The sequence below is a fragment of the Chlamydia sp. 12-01 genome, from assembly GCF_042234205.1.
GTDB lineage: Bacteria > Chlamydiota > Chlamydiia > Chlamydiales > Chlamydiaceae > Chlamydia.
In genome coordinates, this window is sequence record NZ_CP114174.1 from 138880 (window position 1) to 156154 (window position 17275).

Below are 17275 nucleotides of genomic sequence, written 5' to 3' on the forward strand. Positions count from 1 at the left end.
CAAAGAGTTTACGAAAAAAGCAGACCGGCAGATGTATAACTGCGATCTTGGGAATATTCAGGAGGGATTTGCTCTCGTCTATTTCTAGAAAAAATACTTTTAAAAAATAAATAAAGAATTTTCAGTACTAAGGTAACAATCCCTAGCCCACAAAATTCCATTAATCCGGTGACTGTATAAGCAAGTATTTTTCCTTTACTTTCACCACGTAGATTCACAGACCATACGCTGAATAATTTGATTAATCCCATGATAGATCCGATTACTGGAAGCGCTGATAATAAGGAATGTTTCAAAGCCAAGGGATATGATAGATTCCAATTATAGGCAATATCCCAAAGGCCATCATCATCTCTAGGAAATAGCATGTGTAAACTAGGAGGAAATATTTCACCTATACTAACATCAAAATCTTGAGTGGTTTCGAATCTAATTTTCACAGTTAAAATTAAAACCTTAGTTACTAGAAAAATTATAATATGATCTACAATTCGTAATTAAAAAACAAATCATTTCCAAAATTATTTAAACAAATAAAAGAAGAATCTCGAAATTCAAATAATATTTATTAATTTCAATTAAACCTCTAGTTGAAGAATTTTTATACATGTATAGGTGCGTGAATTCTGGTTATTTTGTATATTTTTTACGAGATTCTTAACTACAGTAAAGCCGCTGTGAATTTGGGTACACGGTGATTTACCTAACTAAAAATAGTTATCTCAAGACAACGAACATTAAAACGGTACAACAAATATGAACGCAGAAAATGACTCTCCTTTGCCTAAACCGCAATGGATTTATCGTGTAGGAATTGGGCAAGATAGCCATCGCTTCCTCTCTGAAAGTTCTGCAAAACCCTGCATTTTAGCTGGGGTAATCTTTGAAAACAGTCCTGGTTTCCAAGCCAATTCTGACGGTGATATAATCTTCCACACTATTTGTAATGCCATCTCTTCTGTAACTCATAGAATCATACTAGGAGAAGTTGCTGACGAGCTTTTTCATACTCGTGGTATTACTGACAGCAGTGTGTATCTATCTGAAGCTATAAAATCCTTAAAACCAAACCAAATGATTTCTCATGTAGCTATTACTATTGAAGGAAATCGTCCTAAATTTCTTCCTAAACTCTCTGCTATGCGACAAAGTATTGCCTCAGCTTTGAATATTCCTATAGGATCTGTGGGTATTACTGCAACTTCTGGAGAGGGATTAAGTGATTTTGGTTGTGGTGATGGTGTACAATGTTTTTGCATACTCACAGTTATGGAGTATTGCGGCTAATAGACATCGATAACATAACGACGCTCTTCCTTTAATTGGGAGAGCTCATCTTTCCCCAGGATCTCTTCTAGAACCTTTTTGACTTCACTTCCCAACATCTTACTTCCGCAAACAAAGAAATAGGCACCATCTTCATATGCCTTTAAGATAAGATCTTTTTCTTTCTTGATTAGATCTTGCACATAGATCTTTTGATCACCGTCACGAGAAAAAGCTAAGAAAAGCTTTAATAACTCACTTTCGATAGCTTGTTTCCAGAAATCTTGATAATAGAAATTTGCTTTTTCGAATCGTTCTCCGAAAAAAAGCATATTTATTCCTGGATCATTATTATAAATACGCTGTTGTACGAAGCCTTTATATGGAGCAATTCCTGTTCCTGATCCAATCATAACAATTGGTTTATTTTGAACATGATCTCCAATAGTAAAATGCTTAGTAGGTTGTATGAAGGCGTAACAACTCTCATTTAACTCTAATTCCTTACATAAAAAGAAGGAACACACTCCATAACGTTGCTCATATTCCCCAGGATAACTTATAAGCCTGATGAGAAGCTCAATCTTCTTCTCAGTAGAGTGTGGTGCAGAAGCTATTGAATAAAACCGAGGTAGCAAAGGTAAGACACTCTGTACAAATAGTTCTACAGGTATAGCGGGCTTATACTTTTGGATAGCCTCATAAAGACTGATAGAATCTTCTATATCGGGGAAAAAGGACTTAAGCTTTGTAGAAAGCTTATCTACATTCGCATGACATCTGAGGAAGTCGTAGAGAGTGACGTGAGAGGATTCTCGAGTCTGTACTAGTTGTTTTGGAGAATAACTTAGACATTCGAGAATCTTCTCAACAACACTTTTAGGGTTCTTAGGAAATATACCCAGAGAATCTCCTACCTTATAAGAAAGACTAGTCTGTTCTGTACTGAAAAACAATTGATAGACGTGGCCTGCATCAGAAGAAGCAATGCTAGAATCGCAATAGGAAATGAGCTCTCTTGAGAGAAGAGAAACTCTCTGAGCTTTAAATTTCTCTAACAAATGCATGGCCGAGTCAAATTAAACTTATGCAGCCTTGATCTTAATATCAACCCCTGCTGGAAGGGCCAACATCTTTAAGGCATCTATAGTCTTTCCTGTAGGATCTAGGATATCTATTAAACGCTTGTGCGTACGGATTTCAAACTGCTCCCTAGACTTTTTGTCTACGTGAGGAGAACGCAATACAGTGTACACTTCCCTCTTTGTAGGCAAAGGAATAGGACCTGCTACACGAGCACCTGTTCTTTTAGCAGTCTCAACAATATCTGCAGTTGACCGATCTAGCTGACCTTGATCGAATCCTTTCAGACGAATACGAATTTTCTGTTTTTGCTGCTTCATATATTCCTTACTTCTTAACAATCTCTTCTTGAATTTTTTGAGGAACCTTAGCAAAGAAGGCAGGTTCCATTGTTGATGTTGCTCTTCCGGAAGTCAAGGATCTTAAAGATGTTGTGTATCCAAACATTTCACTTAAAGGAACCTCGGCATTCACTTGTGCCATACTTCGTGAAGATTCCTGACCTAAGATTTTCCCACGACGGCGATTTAAATCCCCGATAACATCTCCCAAGTGATCTTCAGGAGTCGTTACTGCAACTTTCATAATGGGTTCTAAAATTACTGGAGTAGCTTTTCGACAAGCTTCTTTCACAGCCATTGAGCCGCATATTTTAAACGCCATCTCACTGGAATCTACCTCGTGATATGACCCAAATACGATACTCACTTTAACATCCACTAAACCATAGCCAGCAAGAACGCCTGTATTTAAACCTTCTTCTACGCCTTTCATAACCGCTGGGATATATTCCCTAGGAATGACACCGCCAACAATTTTGCTGACAACTTCATTACCTTTTCCTGGTTCATTTGGTTCAATTTCAAGGCAAACGTGAGCATACTGTCCACGACCACCAGACTGCTTTACATATTTTGTTTCGCTACTACCATTTTTGGTAATTGTTTCTTTATAAGAAACCTGAGGTTTACCAACATTAGCTTCGACTTTAAATTCACGAATCATACGATCGCGAAGAATATCTAAATGTAGTTCACCCATTCCGGAGATAATTGTTTGTCCAGTCTCTTCATTTGAGGTAACACGAAAAGTAGGGTCTTCTTCAGAAAGTGCACTTAATGCTTGAGCTAATTTCTCTCTATCTCCCTTGGATTTTGGCTCAATAGCCATATCAATCACAGGTTCGGGGATTTCAATCCTTTCAAGAACAATTTCCTGATTATCATCACAAAGTGTATCCCCTGTAACGGAATATTTTAAACCTACGCAAGCACCGATATCACCAACAGTAAATTCATCCCGATCTGTTCTTTCATTAGCGTGCATCTCTAACAAACGTGAGATACGTTCTTTCTTATCTTTAGTAGAGTTAAGAATTGCTGAACCCTTCTTAAGGGTTCCAGAATAGATACGGATAAAAGTAATACGACCTACATAGGGGTCCGTCATAATTTTGAATGCAAGAGCAGCTAGAGGCCCATCTTTTCTAGGCTCTAGATGAACTTCTTCATTGTTCTTTAGATTAATTCCGTGGATTACGCCACGATCTTTGGGCGAAGGCAACCATTTTACGATAACATTGAGTAGCTGTTGCACACCTTTATTTTTAAAGGCGGTTCCACACAATACAGGGTTAATCTTATTTTCAATAACCCCTGTGCGCATCGCACTATGAATTTCTTCTTCAGTAATAGAATCTGGATCTTCAAGTACTTTCATCATGAAAGCTTCGTTGCTTTCATCTACTGTAGCGAGCTCTTCGAGAAGTGCGTAGCGAAGTTCTGCGCATCTCTCTTTAAGTTCTTCAGGAATTTCACGTTCTTCCCATTTAGCACCTAAAGTTTCGTCTAAGAAATATAGAGCTTTTTGAGAAATTAGATCCACCATCCCAACAAACTGGCTTTCAGCACCAATAGGACAGTGTACAGGAATAGCGTTAGCGCCAAGTTTTTCTTTCATAGATTCTATGGCTGCAAAGTAATCTGCACCCATACGATCCATTTTATTTACGAAAGCAATTCGAGGAACACCGTATTTATTTGCCTGTCTCCATACAGTCTCCGATTGAGGTTCAACTCCAGATACTGCGTCAAATACAGCTACGGCACCATCTAAAACACGAAGCGACCTCTCAACTTCAATAGTGAAATCTACGTGACCCGGGGTGTCGATGATATTGATTTTACAGTCTAACCAGAAAACAGTTGTTGCAGCAGAGGTGATAGTAATCCCTCTCTCTTGCTCCTGTTCCATCCAGTCCATGGTGGCTCCGCCTTCATGAACTTCACCAATTTTATGAGTTCTTCCAGCGTAATAAAGAATTCTTTCTGTCGTTGTCGTTTTTCCCGCATCGATATGCGCCATGATACCGATGTTTCTAATTTTGCTTAAATCGAATTCCTGATCACTCATGAACTTGTTGTGCCTCTTCCAAACCGAGATTAAATATTATTTTACCACTTATAATGAGCAAAGGCTTTGTTTGCTTCAGCCATACGGTGGGTATCTTCACGTTTTTTAATAGTAGCTCCCTGCTTATTGAAACAATCAATGAGCTCGGTTGCTAATCCCATTTCCATAGATTTTCCAGGCTTTGCTCTAGCGTTTTTAATAATCCATTGCATAGCCAAACAATCTCTTCGTCCCGAAGCAACTTCTACAGGAACTTGATATGTAGCTCCACCAACACGACGAGAACGAACTTCAAGCAAAGGCTTTGCATTTTCCAAGGCTTCTTCAAAAGCTTCTAGAACATTCTCAGCTCCTATTTTCTTAGAGAATCTCTCTAAGGCTGAGTAAACTATCTTTCTAGCGATGCTCTTTTTCCCATGCATCATAACTTTATTAATGAACCTTTCTAAGGTCACACTTCCGTAGATAGGATCTGCTGGAATTACTTTCTTCTCAGCGGCATGTCGTCTTGACATATAAATTAACCTCTAACTTCTCATTCCTAAATAAAGAATAGTCCTACTTAGGACGCTTTGCTCCGTATCGAGAACGGCTTTGTTTTCTATTTTTAACAGCAGCACAGTCTAGAGCTCCACGCACGATATGATACCGAACACCGGGCAAATCTTTAACCCTACCACCTTGAACCAAAACAATGCTGTGCTCTTGTAAATTATGCCCTTCACCGCCAATGTAGGCGATCACTTCTTGGCCATTAGACAAGCGCACCCAAGCAACTTTACGTAAAGCTGAGTTTGGCTTTTTAGGAGTCTTTGTCTTCACTTGTAGACATACACCACGTCTTTGTGGGCATTTCTGCAAGGCTGGAGATTTCTTTCTAGACGCGCTAGATTGACGCTTTTTACGTATTAATTGATTAATGGTTGGCATGTATCCTTCTCAATTCAACCTAACTACTATAAGGGGGAAAATATAGAGTAAGGATCCCTTTGTTTGCAAGGGCTTATTTTTAGACAAGAACGAGAGTATAATCATCTGATATTCAAAAAAATCATTCTAATATGAAAAACTTATTTTTCAGTTTTAGAATTGAAAAAACAACTCCCTGAATTCATAGGAGGAAAAATTAAGCGTTTTCCAATAGAAGATCGGTAGAATGAAAACAATAATCTACTACATTATCGTTGATATAACCGAAAAGAAATCCTAGAACTATTTGATGTAGTTCTAGTTTAGAACTATAAGCTGTTTCTTTGCCGTGTTGAATAAAATAGATACGCGAAACCTCTGCGGATGTATTCTGTATAAATATTGTAGGGACAATATGAGAAAGGAGCCGTCTGCCCATAGCTATATCAGACATCCCCGTTATAGCCTCGGTTGAACTTTCTGATAAAAAAAGAACATCTATATAGGGTAGTAATGACCAAATCCGACTTCTATATTGACGAGCAACACGTGGATTGTTGAGATCGAGCATGATTTTGCAGCTCCGATCACCCACTTTTTTTAAAAAACTTTCTATATAAAATCCGCAAATAAATAACTCACTATCAATTAAAGTATATCCCCCATCGGGAGATAAATACATTTCTGTAGATCCGGGGGTTTCCTGAAGGAAGTAACACAAAGTATCTTCTTGATTGGGACAGCGTAGGATAAGACGAAGCTGCTCCAGCTCATTAAATGCAGGCCCTTGTGCTGTCTGTTTTAAGTAGTGAAGATAGGGCTCCCCATTACGCAAACTTATAATGCCTAGATTGGCTAATTGATCTTCTGTAAGACTTAAAGGTTCTTTCCTCGTCACCCTAATAGGATTTTCTGGAAAAGCCTCTTTGTACATAAAAAAAATTTTTTTAATATCAGAGCTACTTATATCTTGTATCTCACCTACCTGCATACTGCAGTTTTCAATAAAATCTTTTTGAACATCGAGAATAATATCGATAAATGGATTCCCCAATACAGTAAGAGATTTAGGGGCTATCCAGGGAAAATCTTCAGAGTATGCGGAAGGAAAGGCTCTGCCAATTAAAAAAAAAGTTATTAATACGAAAAAACGAAGATAATGCATAAAAGAATCTCAAAAATGATCTAAATTACAACAGTAGATTCAAACTTTTATTTTAAGTGTTTTCTTATGTCATTTTTTTTATAATATTTATTCTTATAAATCGAAGGAAACTTATGACTACGGAAATCCCGGTCAATTCTTTACACGCGGACTATCAGAAGCAACTATATGCTTCTTCGCGAAATATTGTGATGATTGCGATGGCAACTGTATTCTTTATTCTTGCTTTGATTTTATCCGGTTTAAGTTTCCTCCCTCAAGCAGTACTACCTTTTTCAGGAGCCTATTTTGTTATAGGTTCTTTCTTAGTTTTCATTGCAGCCGGAATATTATTGATCAATACACTTTGTGATTTGTGTGGCAATCTACGTCCCTTCGCTTCGTTATCTTAGAAAGAATATTTTTTTTTACCAACTTGTTTATTCTGAATAGTTTTTTCTTGAAATTAAAAATCTTCGCTCAAGCCTGAGGATTTTGTGTCGATGTTACGAATATCCACGATCAACAAAGATATTTGTAATGATAAAAATACTACGTCTTTGCGCTCTTGTTCTAACATGCCTTCCTAGTTTCTCTTTTTCTTCCGAGTTACTGCATGAAGAAGACATCCGAAAAACTGTTGATAAGCTAATTGAGTATCACGTAGATATTCAAGATATCTCCTCGGATATTCTCATGCGTTCATTAGTGGGATACTCTCAATCTTTTGATCCTCATAGAGCTTATCTCACAGAACAAGAAGTAAGTAATTTTATCCAATCTATGGATATCAAGAAACGCTTATTGAAAAATTATAAAACGAATAATTTTTCAGTTTATCAAAATTTGAATCGTGTAGTTAAGGACAGCATCATTAGAGCACGTCAGTGGCGAGCTGAGTGGTTGTCTGATCCCAAAGCTTTAATTAAAGAAGCTTCCTCACATACGCTTATCAAGAAACCCAAACAATGGGCACATTCTACTCAGGAATTAAAAGAGAGACAGCATTCTTTACTTCTCTCGTATATTTCTGTGTATTTAGCAGATAGTTCTAAAGACAGGTATCAGGGCAAGGAAGCTTCTTTAACTAGACTCTGTGTACGCCAACTCGAAGCGTATGAAAACCCTTATTTAGGTGTTAATGATTATGGTGAACCTATGTCACCTCAAGAGGAGTCTCATCATTTCCATGTTCGCGTAGTTAAAGCTATGGCACACAGTCTAGATGCGCATACGACATACTTTAGTAAGGATGAAGCTCTTGCCATGCGTATTCAACTAGAAAAAGGAATGTGTGGAATTGGTGTAATCTTAAAAGAAGATATCGATGGGGTAGTTGTAAAAGAGATTATCCCTGGGGGACCTGCAGATAAAACTGGAAACTTGCATATTGATGACGTGATTTATCGTGTTGATGGCAAGAGTATAGAAAATCTTCCTTTTAGAGCTGTATTAGACTGTCTCAGAGGCTCTCAAGGATCTGAAGTCATCTTAGATGTACACAGCCAAGATCAAAACCGTACAGTGAAATTAAGACGCGAGAAAATTAGTTTAGATGATCGTCGTGTGGATGTTTCTTATGAGTCTTATGGCAATGGGGTTATTGGAAAAATTACCCTACATTCTTTTTATGAGGGAGAAAATCAAATCTCTAGTGAACAAGATCTAAAACGTGCGATTCAAGGTCTACAAGATAAGAATCTCCTAGGGCTAGTTTTAGATATCCGAGAAAATACAGGAGGTTTTCTTTCACAGGCCATTAAAGTTTCAGGATTATTTATGACTAACGGAGTCGTTGTTGTATCCCGCTATGCAGATGGCAGTATCAAACGTTACCGCACGGTGTCTCCTAAGAAATTCTATGACGGTCCTTTAACCATTCTTGTTTCGAAAAGCTCCGCATCTGCTGCGGAAATTGTTGCTCAAACGCTTCAGGATTATGGCGTAGCTATAATTGTTGGTGACGAACAGACTTACGGGAAAGGGACAATCCAACATCAAACAATTACAGCAGATTCTGATAAAGAGGGATTCTTCAAAGTTACTGTAGGAAAATACTACTCTCCTTCTGGAAAATCTACACAACTTCAAGGTGTACGCTCTGATATCCATATCGCTTCGCGCTATTTTGAAGAACCTTTAGGAGAACGTTATCTAGAACATCCCCTACCTGCGGATAGTTGTGATAATGTGATGAATGATAATTTAGGAGATCTGGACTCCCATATGCGTCCATGGTTTCAAAAGTACTATACTCCAAATTTACAGAAAGAAGAGACTGTGTGGAGAGAAATGCTTCCTCAGTTAACTGCGAATAGTAAACAACGACTAAGTGAAAATAAAAACTACAAGATCTTTTTAGATGGACTAAAAGATCCCTCAGAAGCAATTCGATCTTTTGGAAGCAATGATTTACAAATGGAAGAATCTGTGAATATTTTAAAAGATATGATTCTTTTAAGAGATCGTAAGTCTGCCATTTCTTTAGGAGGCTAAATGCCTCCTAATGTCTCAAAATATTATAAAGTTAATGACTATTCCGTTTTAACTATGATTTAGATGTATTCGTTACATCAGTACTTTCCGTAGTGAAAATCGTATTTGATTGGTTAATTTTCCCATCATCTAAAATATCTTCAGTTGTTGCTAAAAGACGTTTGCATAAACGCCATTTTTCTGGAGTACAAGGCTGTTCCATAAACACTGAGGTTGTTAGAAGTTTAACCAAACCGATAACTGCAGGGATTAAGAATAAGAAGGCATTTTTGCCAAGCTGACCTTGCAACACAAAAGTTAAAGCCAAACCAGCAATAAGTAGGATAATTCCAAGTACGATCATCGTGATTTGGAATGCTCTTGATTGTACAATTTTTGATGTTCTTACTGGATCAATTATATGTACTTTGCACCATCCCAATACGGAATTAATCAAAGTTACCTGTACTGTTTCGTCTTTCATTACATCCTCTAATCCCGGCTTGATTAGATCGACTATAATATCGCTATTCGGTACACCCGTTGTCATGTTAAACTCCTTCACTGAATACATAAGACGAAAAAGTTTAACTAACTCCGGTATTAATTAAAATTTTTAATTGAATTTTTGTAAAATTTTACACAGGTCGATTTTTAAGAAATAATGGGAATTTTTAAGATCGTAGAATAAAAAAAACCGCCCTAGACACAATCTAGGACGGCTTTTTCGTTAACAACTTTTAAAAGAATTTAAAAGATTAATAAACGTGTGTGTTTTCCGTATCCGCTACAGGTACTGTTAAAGTATCTGAAGAAAGGATAGCTTCTCCGCGAGCATCTCCAGGAGCAACTCCTTTCAATGTTACGGAAAACTCTACAGACTCCTTAGAACCTAGTTTAGGTAGAGCATCAAATACTACTGTATTACCTGTGATGGTTCCTTTTGTTGGACCTGAAGAAGAAACTGGTTGTAATTCCTTAGAGAACTTAAGGATTAACGATACGTTAGTATCTTCTGCAGAACCACGGTTGGTTACACAAATACGGTATACGGTATTTTCCCCTACGCAAATAGGATCATTGGTATCGATTACGCACATATGAGTAGCTGCGAGACCTTTCCAATGTGTTGTAGCTTCTGCGCAAGAAGTGCAAGATCCACAATCAGAATTGGTTCTTACAACAACTTGATTTGTAAACTTACCAGGGCTTTGCGCTTTAGTAAGAACTCTAAACTGAAGAGTTTCTCCTGGGCACATCTCTTTAATGCACCATACAGCTTTATTACAGCAGATTTCAGCTCCAGTAGCTTCTAAAATTGTAGCTCCTGAAGGTGCTGTATCTTCTATAATAACATCGTAAAGTTTGAGGTCACCTGGATTAGACACAGAAATTGTGTATTCTACAGGCTTACATACGTAAGACCAGTCAGCTCCAGAGATATTTACTTGTACGCAAGGCTCATTGATTACAGTAGTTACGTTAGCTGAACATTTATGTCCGCCACAGTAAGATACGGTAGCAACGTTAGTAATTTTTCCTCTCTTTTGAGGACAAAATTCTACAGCAAACGATTTAGTATCACCAGGACGCATATCTCCTAAGTTAAAGGAAAGAACGCGTTGTCCTGAGGCGTGAGTATAACCGTCGGGTACTGGGTTATCAACAACAACACCGCGGGCTATAGCAGAACCTGTGTTGCAAACTTCGATTTTGTAACAAACTGGGCAACGTAAGCAAGCGCAATCAGGGCCTTCTTGCTTGATGCAAATAGCAGGTTGTCCGCATTTGGTATAAGAGCGAAGCTCTGGGCAAGCACATACAGTAGCGGCTGTGAAGCAGCAACCTTCTTTAAGAGGTTTTACCCAAACGGTAATTTTGCATTTTTCACCTTGACCTAAGCGATCGATCGTCCAATTTAATTTGTTATCGGAAGTAGGTGTTGTTTCAGGATCACTGCTTATGAACTCAACCTCACAAGGAAGCTGCTGAGTGATCATGACATTAACGCAATCTTTTTTACCTACAGCAAGAATTTCAATAGGATATGGAGATCCTACTGTTGCATATTCAGGTACAGCTTGGCTAATTTCAACATTACAATCATCATTAACACGTACACAATACATTTTGCCGTAGCAAGACTCTTGTTTCGTATCTACTGATGGTTGGCATGAGTTATCTTGACAAGGATAAAATTCTTTATCACAGTAAGGGCCATTATTTTTTTGTTCTTGTTTTTGATTTTTATTACGGCCAAATCTAATTTTCTTGGCTGTTGTCTGCAAGATATTATCGTCTGAGCTGTTTTCAGCACTGGCAATAAATCTTGTAGCAAGAGACTCTGCAGCAGCGGCCTCTATCTTCCCGCTGGCAAATGAACTCGCCATACTAGTTAGCGCGAGGACCGTAACTACTCGTCTGATGAGTTTGGACATAGGGATCTCCTATCGCGTGTGTTATTTTTTCTTCTGCCATCGGGTAGAAAGTTATTAACTCTTACCCTCAACATTTAAGTTTATTTTCATAAAGGCAGTTAGCAGGGAAATAATTTACCTCCTAACTACCTAATTAATTTAAGTAAACAGATAAGAACTGTTAACTATTGTTTACATCTACCATCTGAAGGTGTACAACCTTTAGCTTGAGGCCCTTGAACTCCTGGATTGCACTCAGTACCGCATGGTTTAGAGCAAGAAGGTGTGTAGGTACCACAAGGACTGCATGCGTTATCTTTCTTGTTGAAAGTGTTGCAAGGATTGCAGGACTTAGGTGCACAAGGATCTTCAAAACAGCAATCTACGATACGGCAGCAGCTACTTAAGCCAAAAACACCACAACATACTGCAGCTAGTAAAACAGCTTTCTTCATAAGTTTATAACTCCTTTCTAATTAGAAAACTTAACGCGCTTGATTTCTTATTAAAAACCCTTTCAATTTTTAATAATTAATAAAGCGCTTTCCCATGAACAATATTACAATAGAAAATAAAAATTTTATCAATTCTTTTTTCTATTTATATTTTTCTTAAACTAATTATTTTTCTGATAGCAAAAACCAAACTAGAGTATTAACTAAATTAAGTTCGTTAGATAAAACTATATTATAGAAGAAACTAGAAGAGTGTCATTATGAACAACTTACGTTCACTACATTGATAGATAGGAATTTTTATCTCCATTAAACCATTGATTATCATCAACATGTGTTTTTATTGTAAAAACAATACTTTTAATTAATAGATAATAAAACAAATGTTGTTCTAACATTTAAATAAATAGGGAGTTGAGAAATGAAAAGATTTTCTTTTTTGCATATGGTTGTCTTTACGTCTCTGTTTGTTTCCAGCTGTTCCTATGCCCCACCTCCCCGTAGTTATATTCTTGCACAAGGACGTGTCCCACTAACTAAGCAGGCGAATTCTTTAGAATTCTCCCTAGCCAAGTCGGTATTTCAAGCATCCTATCCACAAAATATATAGTTTTATTTTGTAAACCCGAGGCGATGACTACTTTGCACACGACAAGACTAAAACTCTAAGATCTTGTTCTCAAAGTTGTCTTCCTTAAGAATCTTATCAATAGCTGTTTGAATCTTTTTAGGGACCCCTCCAAGGAGATTTTGAGCATGAACCATGCGCATACGCGTACGAGGTTTACCTAATAACTCCATAGAGTCAAACAAGGGTAATCCTTGTTTTTTCCCCGTAATAGCTACGTAAAGAAGAGGTATTATTACTTTCTTATGGTTTAGTTGAAAGGCTTCTGAAAGCCATTTGGATCCTAGATAAAACTGATCTTTAACCCACAAATCAGCTTTTTCTAAGTATTTTACATAGCTGTAAAAAAGAATGGCAGCTTTCTCCTCGGAAATTGCTGCTGGTAAAAGTTCTTCCTTTGAATATGCGGGAAGAACTGAAAAGAAAAACTCTGTTAATCCTGTAAACTCTGCAAGTGTTGCAATCCGAGATTGGCAAAGAGGAAGGATCTTTAAGAAAAACTCATCATTAATCAACCAATCTTTCAATCTAGCCAACAGACTTTCTGGTGATCCTTCGTGATTTAGATAATGCTTATTCATCCAATCTAGCTTACGAGTATCGAAAACTGCTCCAGATTTTCCAATCCGTTTAGGATCAAAATTTTCAATAAGCTTCTCTAACGAATATACCTCTTCATCTCCCTCCATACTATAGCCCATAAGGGTAAGGAAATTCATGAAAGCTTCTTTGATATATCCAGCATCACGATAGTAGAAGATAGAAGTGGGGTTTTTTCTTTTAGATAGCTTTGTTCCATCTGGATTTAAAAGTAATGGCATATGAAGGAATGTGGGTGGCTCCCAACCAAAAGCTTCATAAAGAAGCAAGTGTTTAGGAGTAGAACTCAGCCATTCTTCTCCACGGAGAACATGGGTAATTCCCATGAGATGGTCATCTACTACATTAGCAAAGTGATACGTTGGGAAACCGTCTGATTTCATAAGAACTTGATCATCGACATCTGCCCAAGGGAAAACTACTCTACCTTTACAGTAATCTTCGAGAACACATTCGCCGGTAAGAGGAACTTTTAATCGGATAGTATAGGGTTGGCCTTCCTGAGTGCGAGCTTCAATTTCCTCTGGAGAAAGATAGCGATAGCGGCGGTCATACCCCCCACGATATCCCAGAGTCGTAGCAACAGCACGCATTTCTTCAAGCTCCTTAGGCGTAGCAAAACACTTGTAAGCGTAATCTGTTTTTAAAAGGAGCTCAGCATACTCTCGATAGATTTCTGTACGTTCTGACTGTCTATAGGGGCCGTAGGGACCCCCAACATCTGGTCCTTCATCCCACTGGATACCACACCATTGAAGGGCGGAGAAAATATTCTTCTCATAATCATCACGGCTACGTGTTTGATCCGTATCTTCGATTCTCAGAATCATTTTCCCGTTGAATCGTTTTGCAAAGATTTCGTTAAACAAAGCCATATAGGCTGTCCCTACATGAGGATCTCCTGTAGGCGACGGCGCGACTCTTACACGTACGTTTTCCCAAGCCATTCTTTTTTAATCCTAAGACGAAAGAGACTTGATACCTTGAACCTAGTTATTTCTTCAAGAGAAATCCTATCTAAGCATCTCTATTAATCAAAATTAGTGGCGGGCAAAGAAATAAACTCTGCATCCCTAATCAAGCTACAGAGTTTCTATAAAAATTTACACGCAGACCTAATCTATCTGCATCTAAACAGAAAATTGAAAAAAATACGAGATGTTAGAAAGGCGAAAGAGATAAAAGCAGTAGCTAAGAAGCGGAAGAAGATAAATACGAACTAGTCGTTCTCAAACAAGAGGGTTCCTGAAGAAACAGTATCTTCTGGAGTAGCTGTAGTATGTTCAACAACCACAGTCTCTTTTATTTTCTTCACTGTTTGCTTATTTAAATACTCGTCCTTATATCTATCAATCTCTGATTGACCGATAACCCAAGCAGCGCCTTTGCGTTCTCCTCGCATAGTTCCTGTACGCGTAGCGTAGTAAACTTTTTGCACAGGAATTCCCAACTTATCAGCTACCTGATTTACGGAATAATATCCCCTATCGTTATCAAAAAGTAGTTCACCTTGATAAAGAGACTTCTTTCTTGAATAGCGGTTACGCTTATAGTCTTCCAAATCCTTAAGATTGATTTCCCATCGGGTTGTTTTAGAAGCCCTTAGTTTCTTTTGTTTGATTGCCACGTAAATTGCTTGACGTGTCACATTATGCAATTTTGCAGCTTGTGTAATAGAAACCATCTCGGTTCCTTCTTGTACCTCAAGTTGCTGTGCATCTTCCCTGTCATCTAAATCGAAACAGCTTTCATGTTGTATGCATTCCATACGTTAGCAAACCTCCCCCCTCAACATATTCTAGAATTAAAACAACCTTAATAGTTAGTAGTTCTTCCTTAATTTTTAGAAATTTTTAAATAAGTATTTTCCTAAGAAAAGCTTTATTAATCAAGCTTTTTTGTTAATACAAAGTTGATGTTTTTGGTTTAAATCTTAATAAAACCAAATTACTCTATCATTTTATTAATATTTCTTAACATTAAAACGCTGATGTCGTCACGACACAAGCTTCTCTGGACGTAAGCTCCTTCTCCTGAATACTTTTAAAATGGAAAACGATTTTATGAAATGTAAAGATCAAATCTTGACCTCCACAATTCAAAAGTCTTTACTTAGTTATTTAGAAATAACTATCTCAACCTCTCTGAAAATCAAATAGACAGGTCAAAAAAAACCAAATTTTATCGTAATAGCGTTCATCTTTTCTCCGTTAGACTGTCCGACTATTTTTAAAAGCCTATTCAACTATGATAAAGCATCCTGAAGTGTATCCTTACAACTCCGGTCACTTTTACGAGTATTAGCACCTTAATTTTGAAGACAAACCTAAGGTAGAGACAACAGTGCCATAGAGGATCTTTTACGTAAAAGATTCTCTACCCGGACACAAATACGCTGCGTATGGTTAAAGTTCTTCCCCGTCAGCTGATGCTGCAGTTGGATCTCCCGGATCAAAATGATCCGTAATGTGTTTAACTACCTTCTGTATAGTTGTCTTCTGAAGCACTCCTTGATGCACCAGGAGATACTCCCCTACAGGGATTTTCTTACCAGGAAAGCTAGGAGCACTAAGATCTAAAAACGGAGCTGCAAAACAATTATTTGTCTTAAATAAACCGTCCCCTATTAATCGAGATTCGCAATCCACTCCATGTATAAATAATTCTGGACAAACAAGAGATTCGCTTAATTTTGCAGAATTTATCTCCCAACTTAATAATTTTGTCGTCCACTCGCCTATTTTCCCCATCCATTGAGACGCAATCGCTGAAACAGACTTTGGACCACGATCCTTAATCACAAACCAATTAATACCATCGCTTCCATCGGTAACTTCTCTACTCAATCCTAAAGCTTGCACCAAAGTACCTAAAGAATATCCATAAGCAATAATTTGTTTTGCCTTCGGCCCTTTGGGATGATCCCGAAGATAACGAACACATGCTTGATAAGATGTGCCTAGAGATTCGCGTGAAACAGGCCCCTTACTATGCATAACTCCGGGATAGTTAAATACCACAACGTTGGCTTCTGCCTGTTTTGCAATATTTAGTATCCAATCATCACCCTGACGAAGAATTGCTCTATTTTCGAAACACTCACTATTCCCCAGGGAAATGAGCATCCATCGATCCTTTCTAGCTTCCGGGAATGTAATCTTCATAACATCGATGAACAGATCGTCATTTTGAATAGGAATACGATCCACAGAGCTTACATAGCCACTATCTATCCAATGATTCACTCGAATATGAAAAGCTTCTTGTAACAACCTTCTGATAAAACACAATTGCCCTGTAACTGCTCCTCCAGCCGCGGGAAGTACGATATTCTGACAAATTTTCCCCAAAACCCAAAGCAAGCCTAAAGGAATAAATAAAATAATTCGGATAATTAACTTAACTATGTCCCAGATAACACCAAGTAACTTGTAAATCAAAGGACAGCGTGTCCTCCTCTCGTATGCTCGACGAGCAGATTCGGAAGAAAACATAAAGATTTCAGGTTTAGGATCCATCGCAAACAACGGATTGTTTGTAACAGATGATTGGGTGACTGAAAACATATCTGCTGACGAATATGGAAGTTAAAAGTAGACATTTTAAAAAAAAATATGGAATAAAACAAAGAAAATGTTTCTATACGTCTTATTTAAATTAAATAATTCTCATTACTAAGAATATATTTAAAATAAAAACTATCAAGAAATTCATCTTTAATCATCCTTAAAATTTCATAAAAAATCCGAAAAAATCACTCAAGACAACTACTCTTAGATCTCTTTCTACGAGATGAGACGTGAGAAAATGCTAATCCTGGATTATACTCGGGGTTATTTTCATTAGCTAGAATATCGAGAGAAAATGAGCTTAGAAAGACATCCAG

Annotated in this window: 17 protein-coding genes; 4 read left to right on the forward strand and 13 right to left on the reverse strand. The window is 37.6% G+C overall.

Annotated elements, in window-relative coordinates; genetic code table 11:
- Positions 1 to 8 precede the first annotated feature (8 nt).
- Entirely contained in the window at positions 9 to 440 is a 432-nt protein-coding gene (locus O1W69_RS00495; protein WP_375793598.1) for a hypothetical protein, read from the reverse strand.
- Between the two features lie 316 nt (positions 441 to 756).
- Here O1W69_RS00495 and ispF point away from each other — a divergent pair, with 316 nt between their 5' ends.
- Positions 757 to 1287 carry a 2-C-methyl-D-erythritol 2,4-cyclodiphosphate synthase gene (ispF, locus tag O1W69_RS00500; protein ID WP_375793599.1) on the forward strand — a complete coding sequence of 177 codons (531 nt, stop codon included), beginning with the start codon at positions 757 to 759 and terminating at the stop codon, positions 1285 to 1287.
- Here the strand turns inward: ispF and O1W69_RS00505 are convergent.
- The 6 genes from O1W69_RS00505 to O1W69_RS00530 all read right to left on the reverse strand — a co-directional run bounded on the left by O1W69_RS00505 (position 1284) and on the right by O1W69_RS00530 (position 6835).
- Complete coding sequence (locus O1W69_RS00505; RefSeq protein WP_375793600.1) at positions 1284 to 2333, reverse strand: sulfite reductase flavoprotein subunit alpha; 1050 nt, start codon at positions 2331 to 2333, stop codon at positions 1284 to 1286. The two genes, ispF and O1W69_RS00505, sit on opposite strands and share 4 nt — an antisense overlap.
- Positions 2334 to 2351: 18 nt before the next feature.
- Positions 2352 to 2669: a 30S ribosomal protein S10 gene (rpsJ, locus tag O1W69_RS00510; RefSeq protein WP_006342871.1), complete on the reverse strand. Its 318-nt coding sequence runs from the start codon at positions 2667 to 2669 to the stop codon at positions 2352 to 2354.
- Between the two features lie 7 nt (positions 2670 to 2676).
- Positions 2677 to 4761, reverse strand: coding sequence for an elongation factor G (gene fusA, locus O1W69_RS00515; protein WP_375793601.1), 2085 nt, complete (start codon positions 4759 to 4761; stop codon positions 2677 to 2679).
- Between the two features lie 41 nt (positions 4762 to 4802).
- Positions 4803 to 5276 (reverse strand): 30S ribosomal protein S7, encoded by a 474-nt coding sequence (gene rpsG, locus O1W69_RS00520; RefSeq protein WP_375793602.1) that lies wholly within the window; start codon positions 5274 to 5276, stop codon positions 4803 to 4805.
- A 43-nt stretch (positions 5277 to 5319) separates the two neighbouring features.
- On the reverse strand, positions 5320 to 5691 hold the full coding sequence (gene rpsL / locus O1W69_RS00525) for a 30S ribosomal protein S12 (RefSeq protein WP_006342868.1): 372 nt from the start codon (positions 5689 to 5691) through the stop codon (positions 5320 to 5322).
- Between the two features lie 196 nt (positions 5692 to 5887).
- The gene (locus O1W69_RS00530) at positions 5888 to 6835 is read right to left on the reverse strand and encodes a hypothetical protein (RefSeq protein ID WP_375793603.1); all 948 of its coding nucleotides are present in this window, start codon (positions 6833 to 6835) and stop codon (positions 5888 to 5890) included.
- Positions 6836 to 6948: 113 nt separating this feature from the next.
- On the opposite strand from O1W69_RS00530, the gene O1W69_RS00535 reads away from it, so the two are divergent.
- Positions 6949 to 7227, forward strand: a complete 279-nt coding sequence (locus tag O1W69_RS00535) for a hypothetical protein (protein ID WP_375793604.1) — start codon at positions 6949 to 6951, stop codon at positions 7225 to 7227.
- 127 nt (positions 7228 to 7354) lie between these two features.
- Positions 7355 to 9310, forward strand: coding sequence for a S41 family peptidase (locus tag O1W69_RS00540; protein ID WP_375793605.1), 1956 nt, complete (start codon positions 7355 to 7357; stop codon positions 9308 to 9310).
- 52 nt (positions 9311 to 9362) lie between these two features.
- Here the strand turns inward: O1W69_RS00540 and O1W69_RS00545 are convergent, their stop codons facing one another.
- From O1W69_RS00545 to O1W69_RS00555, 3 genes are all read right to left on the reverse strand, one after another.
- On the reverse strand, positions 9363 to 9839 hold the full coding sequence (locus O1W69_RS00545; RefSeq protein ID WP_375793606.1) for a cysteine-rich outer membrane protein: 477 nt from the start codon (positions 9837 to 9839) through the stop codon (positions 9363 to 9365).
- 208 nt (positions 9840 to 10047) lie between these two features.
- On the reverse strand, positions 10048 to 11727 hold the full coding sequence (gene omcB / locus O1W69_RS00550; protein WP_375793607.1) for an outer membrane complex protein OmcB: 1680 nt from the start codon (positions 11725 to 11727) through the stop codon (positions 10048 to 10050).
- Positions 11728 to 11891: 164 nt separating this feature from the next.
- Complete coding sequence (locus tag O1W69_RS00555) at positions 11892 to 12161, reverse strand: small cysteine-rich outer membrane protein (protein ID WP_375793608.1); 270 nt, start codon at positions 12159 to 12161, stop codon at positions 11892 to 11894.
- Positions 12162 to 12582: 421 nt separating this feature from the next.
- On the opposite strand from O1W69_RS00555, the gene O1W69_RS00560 reads away from it, so the two are divergent.
- Positions 12583 to 12771 (forward strand): hypothetical protein, encoded by a 189-nt coding sequence (locus O1W69_RS00560; RefSeq protein ID WP_375793609.1) that lies wholly within the window; start codon positions 12583 to 12585, stop codon positions 12769 to 12771.
- 47 nt (positions 12772 to 12818) lie between these two features.
- Here O1W69_RS00560 and gltX read toward each other — a convergent pair whose 3' ends face one another.
- The 3 genes from gltX to O1W69_RS00575 form a co-directional block, all read right to left on the reverse strand.
- A complete protein-coding gene (gltX, locus tag O1W69_RS00565; protein WP_375793610.1) occupies positions 12819 to 14336 on the reverse strand; it encodes a glutamate--tRNA ligase in 1518 nt (505 codons plus the stop codon).
- A gap of 272 nt (positions 14337 to 14608) precedes the next feature.
- Positions 14609 to 15157, reverse strand: coding sequence for a helix-turn-helix domain-containing protein (locus O1W69_RS00570; protein WP_375793611.1), 549 nt, complete (start codon positions 15155 to 15157; stop codon positions 14609 to 14611).
- Between the two features lie 637 nt (positions 15158 to 15794).
- Entirely contained in the window at positions 15795 to 16907 is a 1113-nt protein-coding gene (locus O1W69_RS00575; RefSeq protein ID WP_375793972.1) for a CPn0927/CPn0928 family alpha/beta hydrolase fold protein, read from the reverse strand.
- Positions 16908 to 17275: the final 368 nt, after the last annotated feature.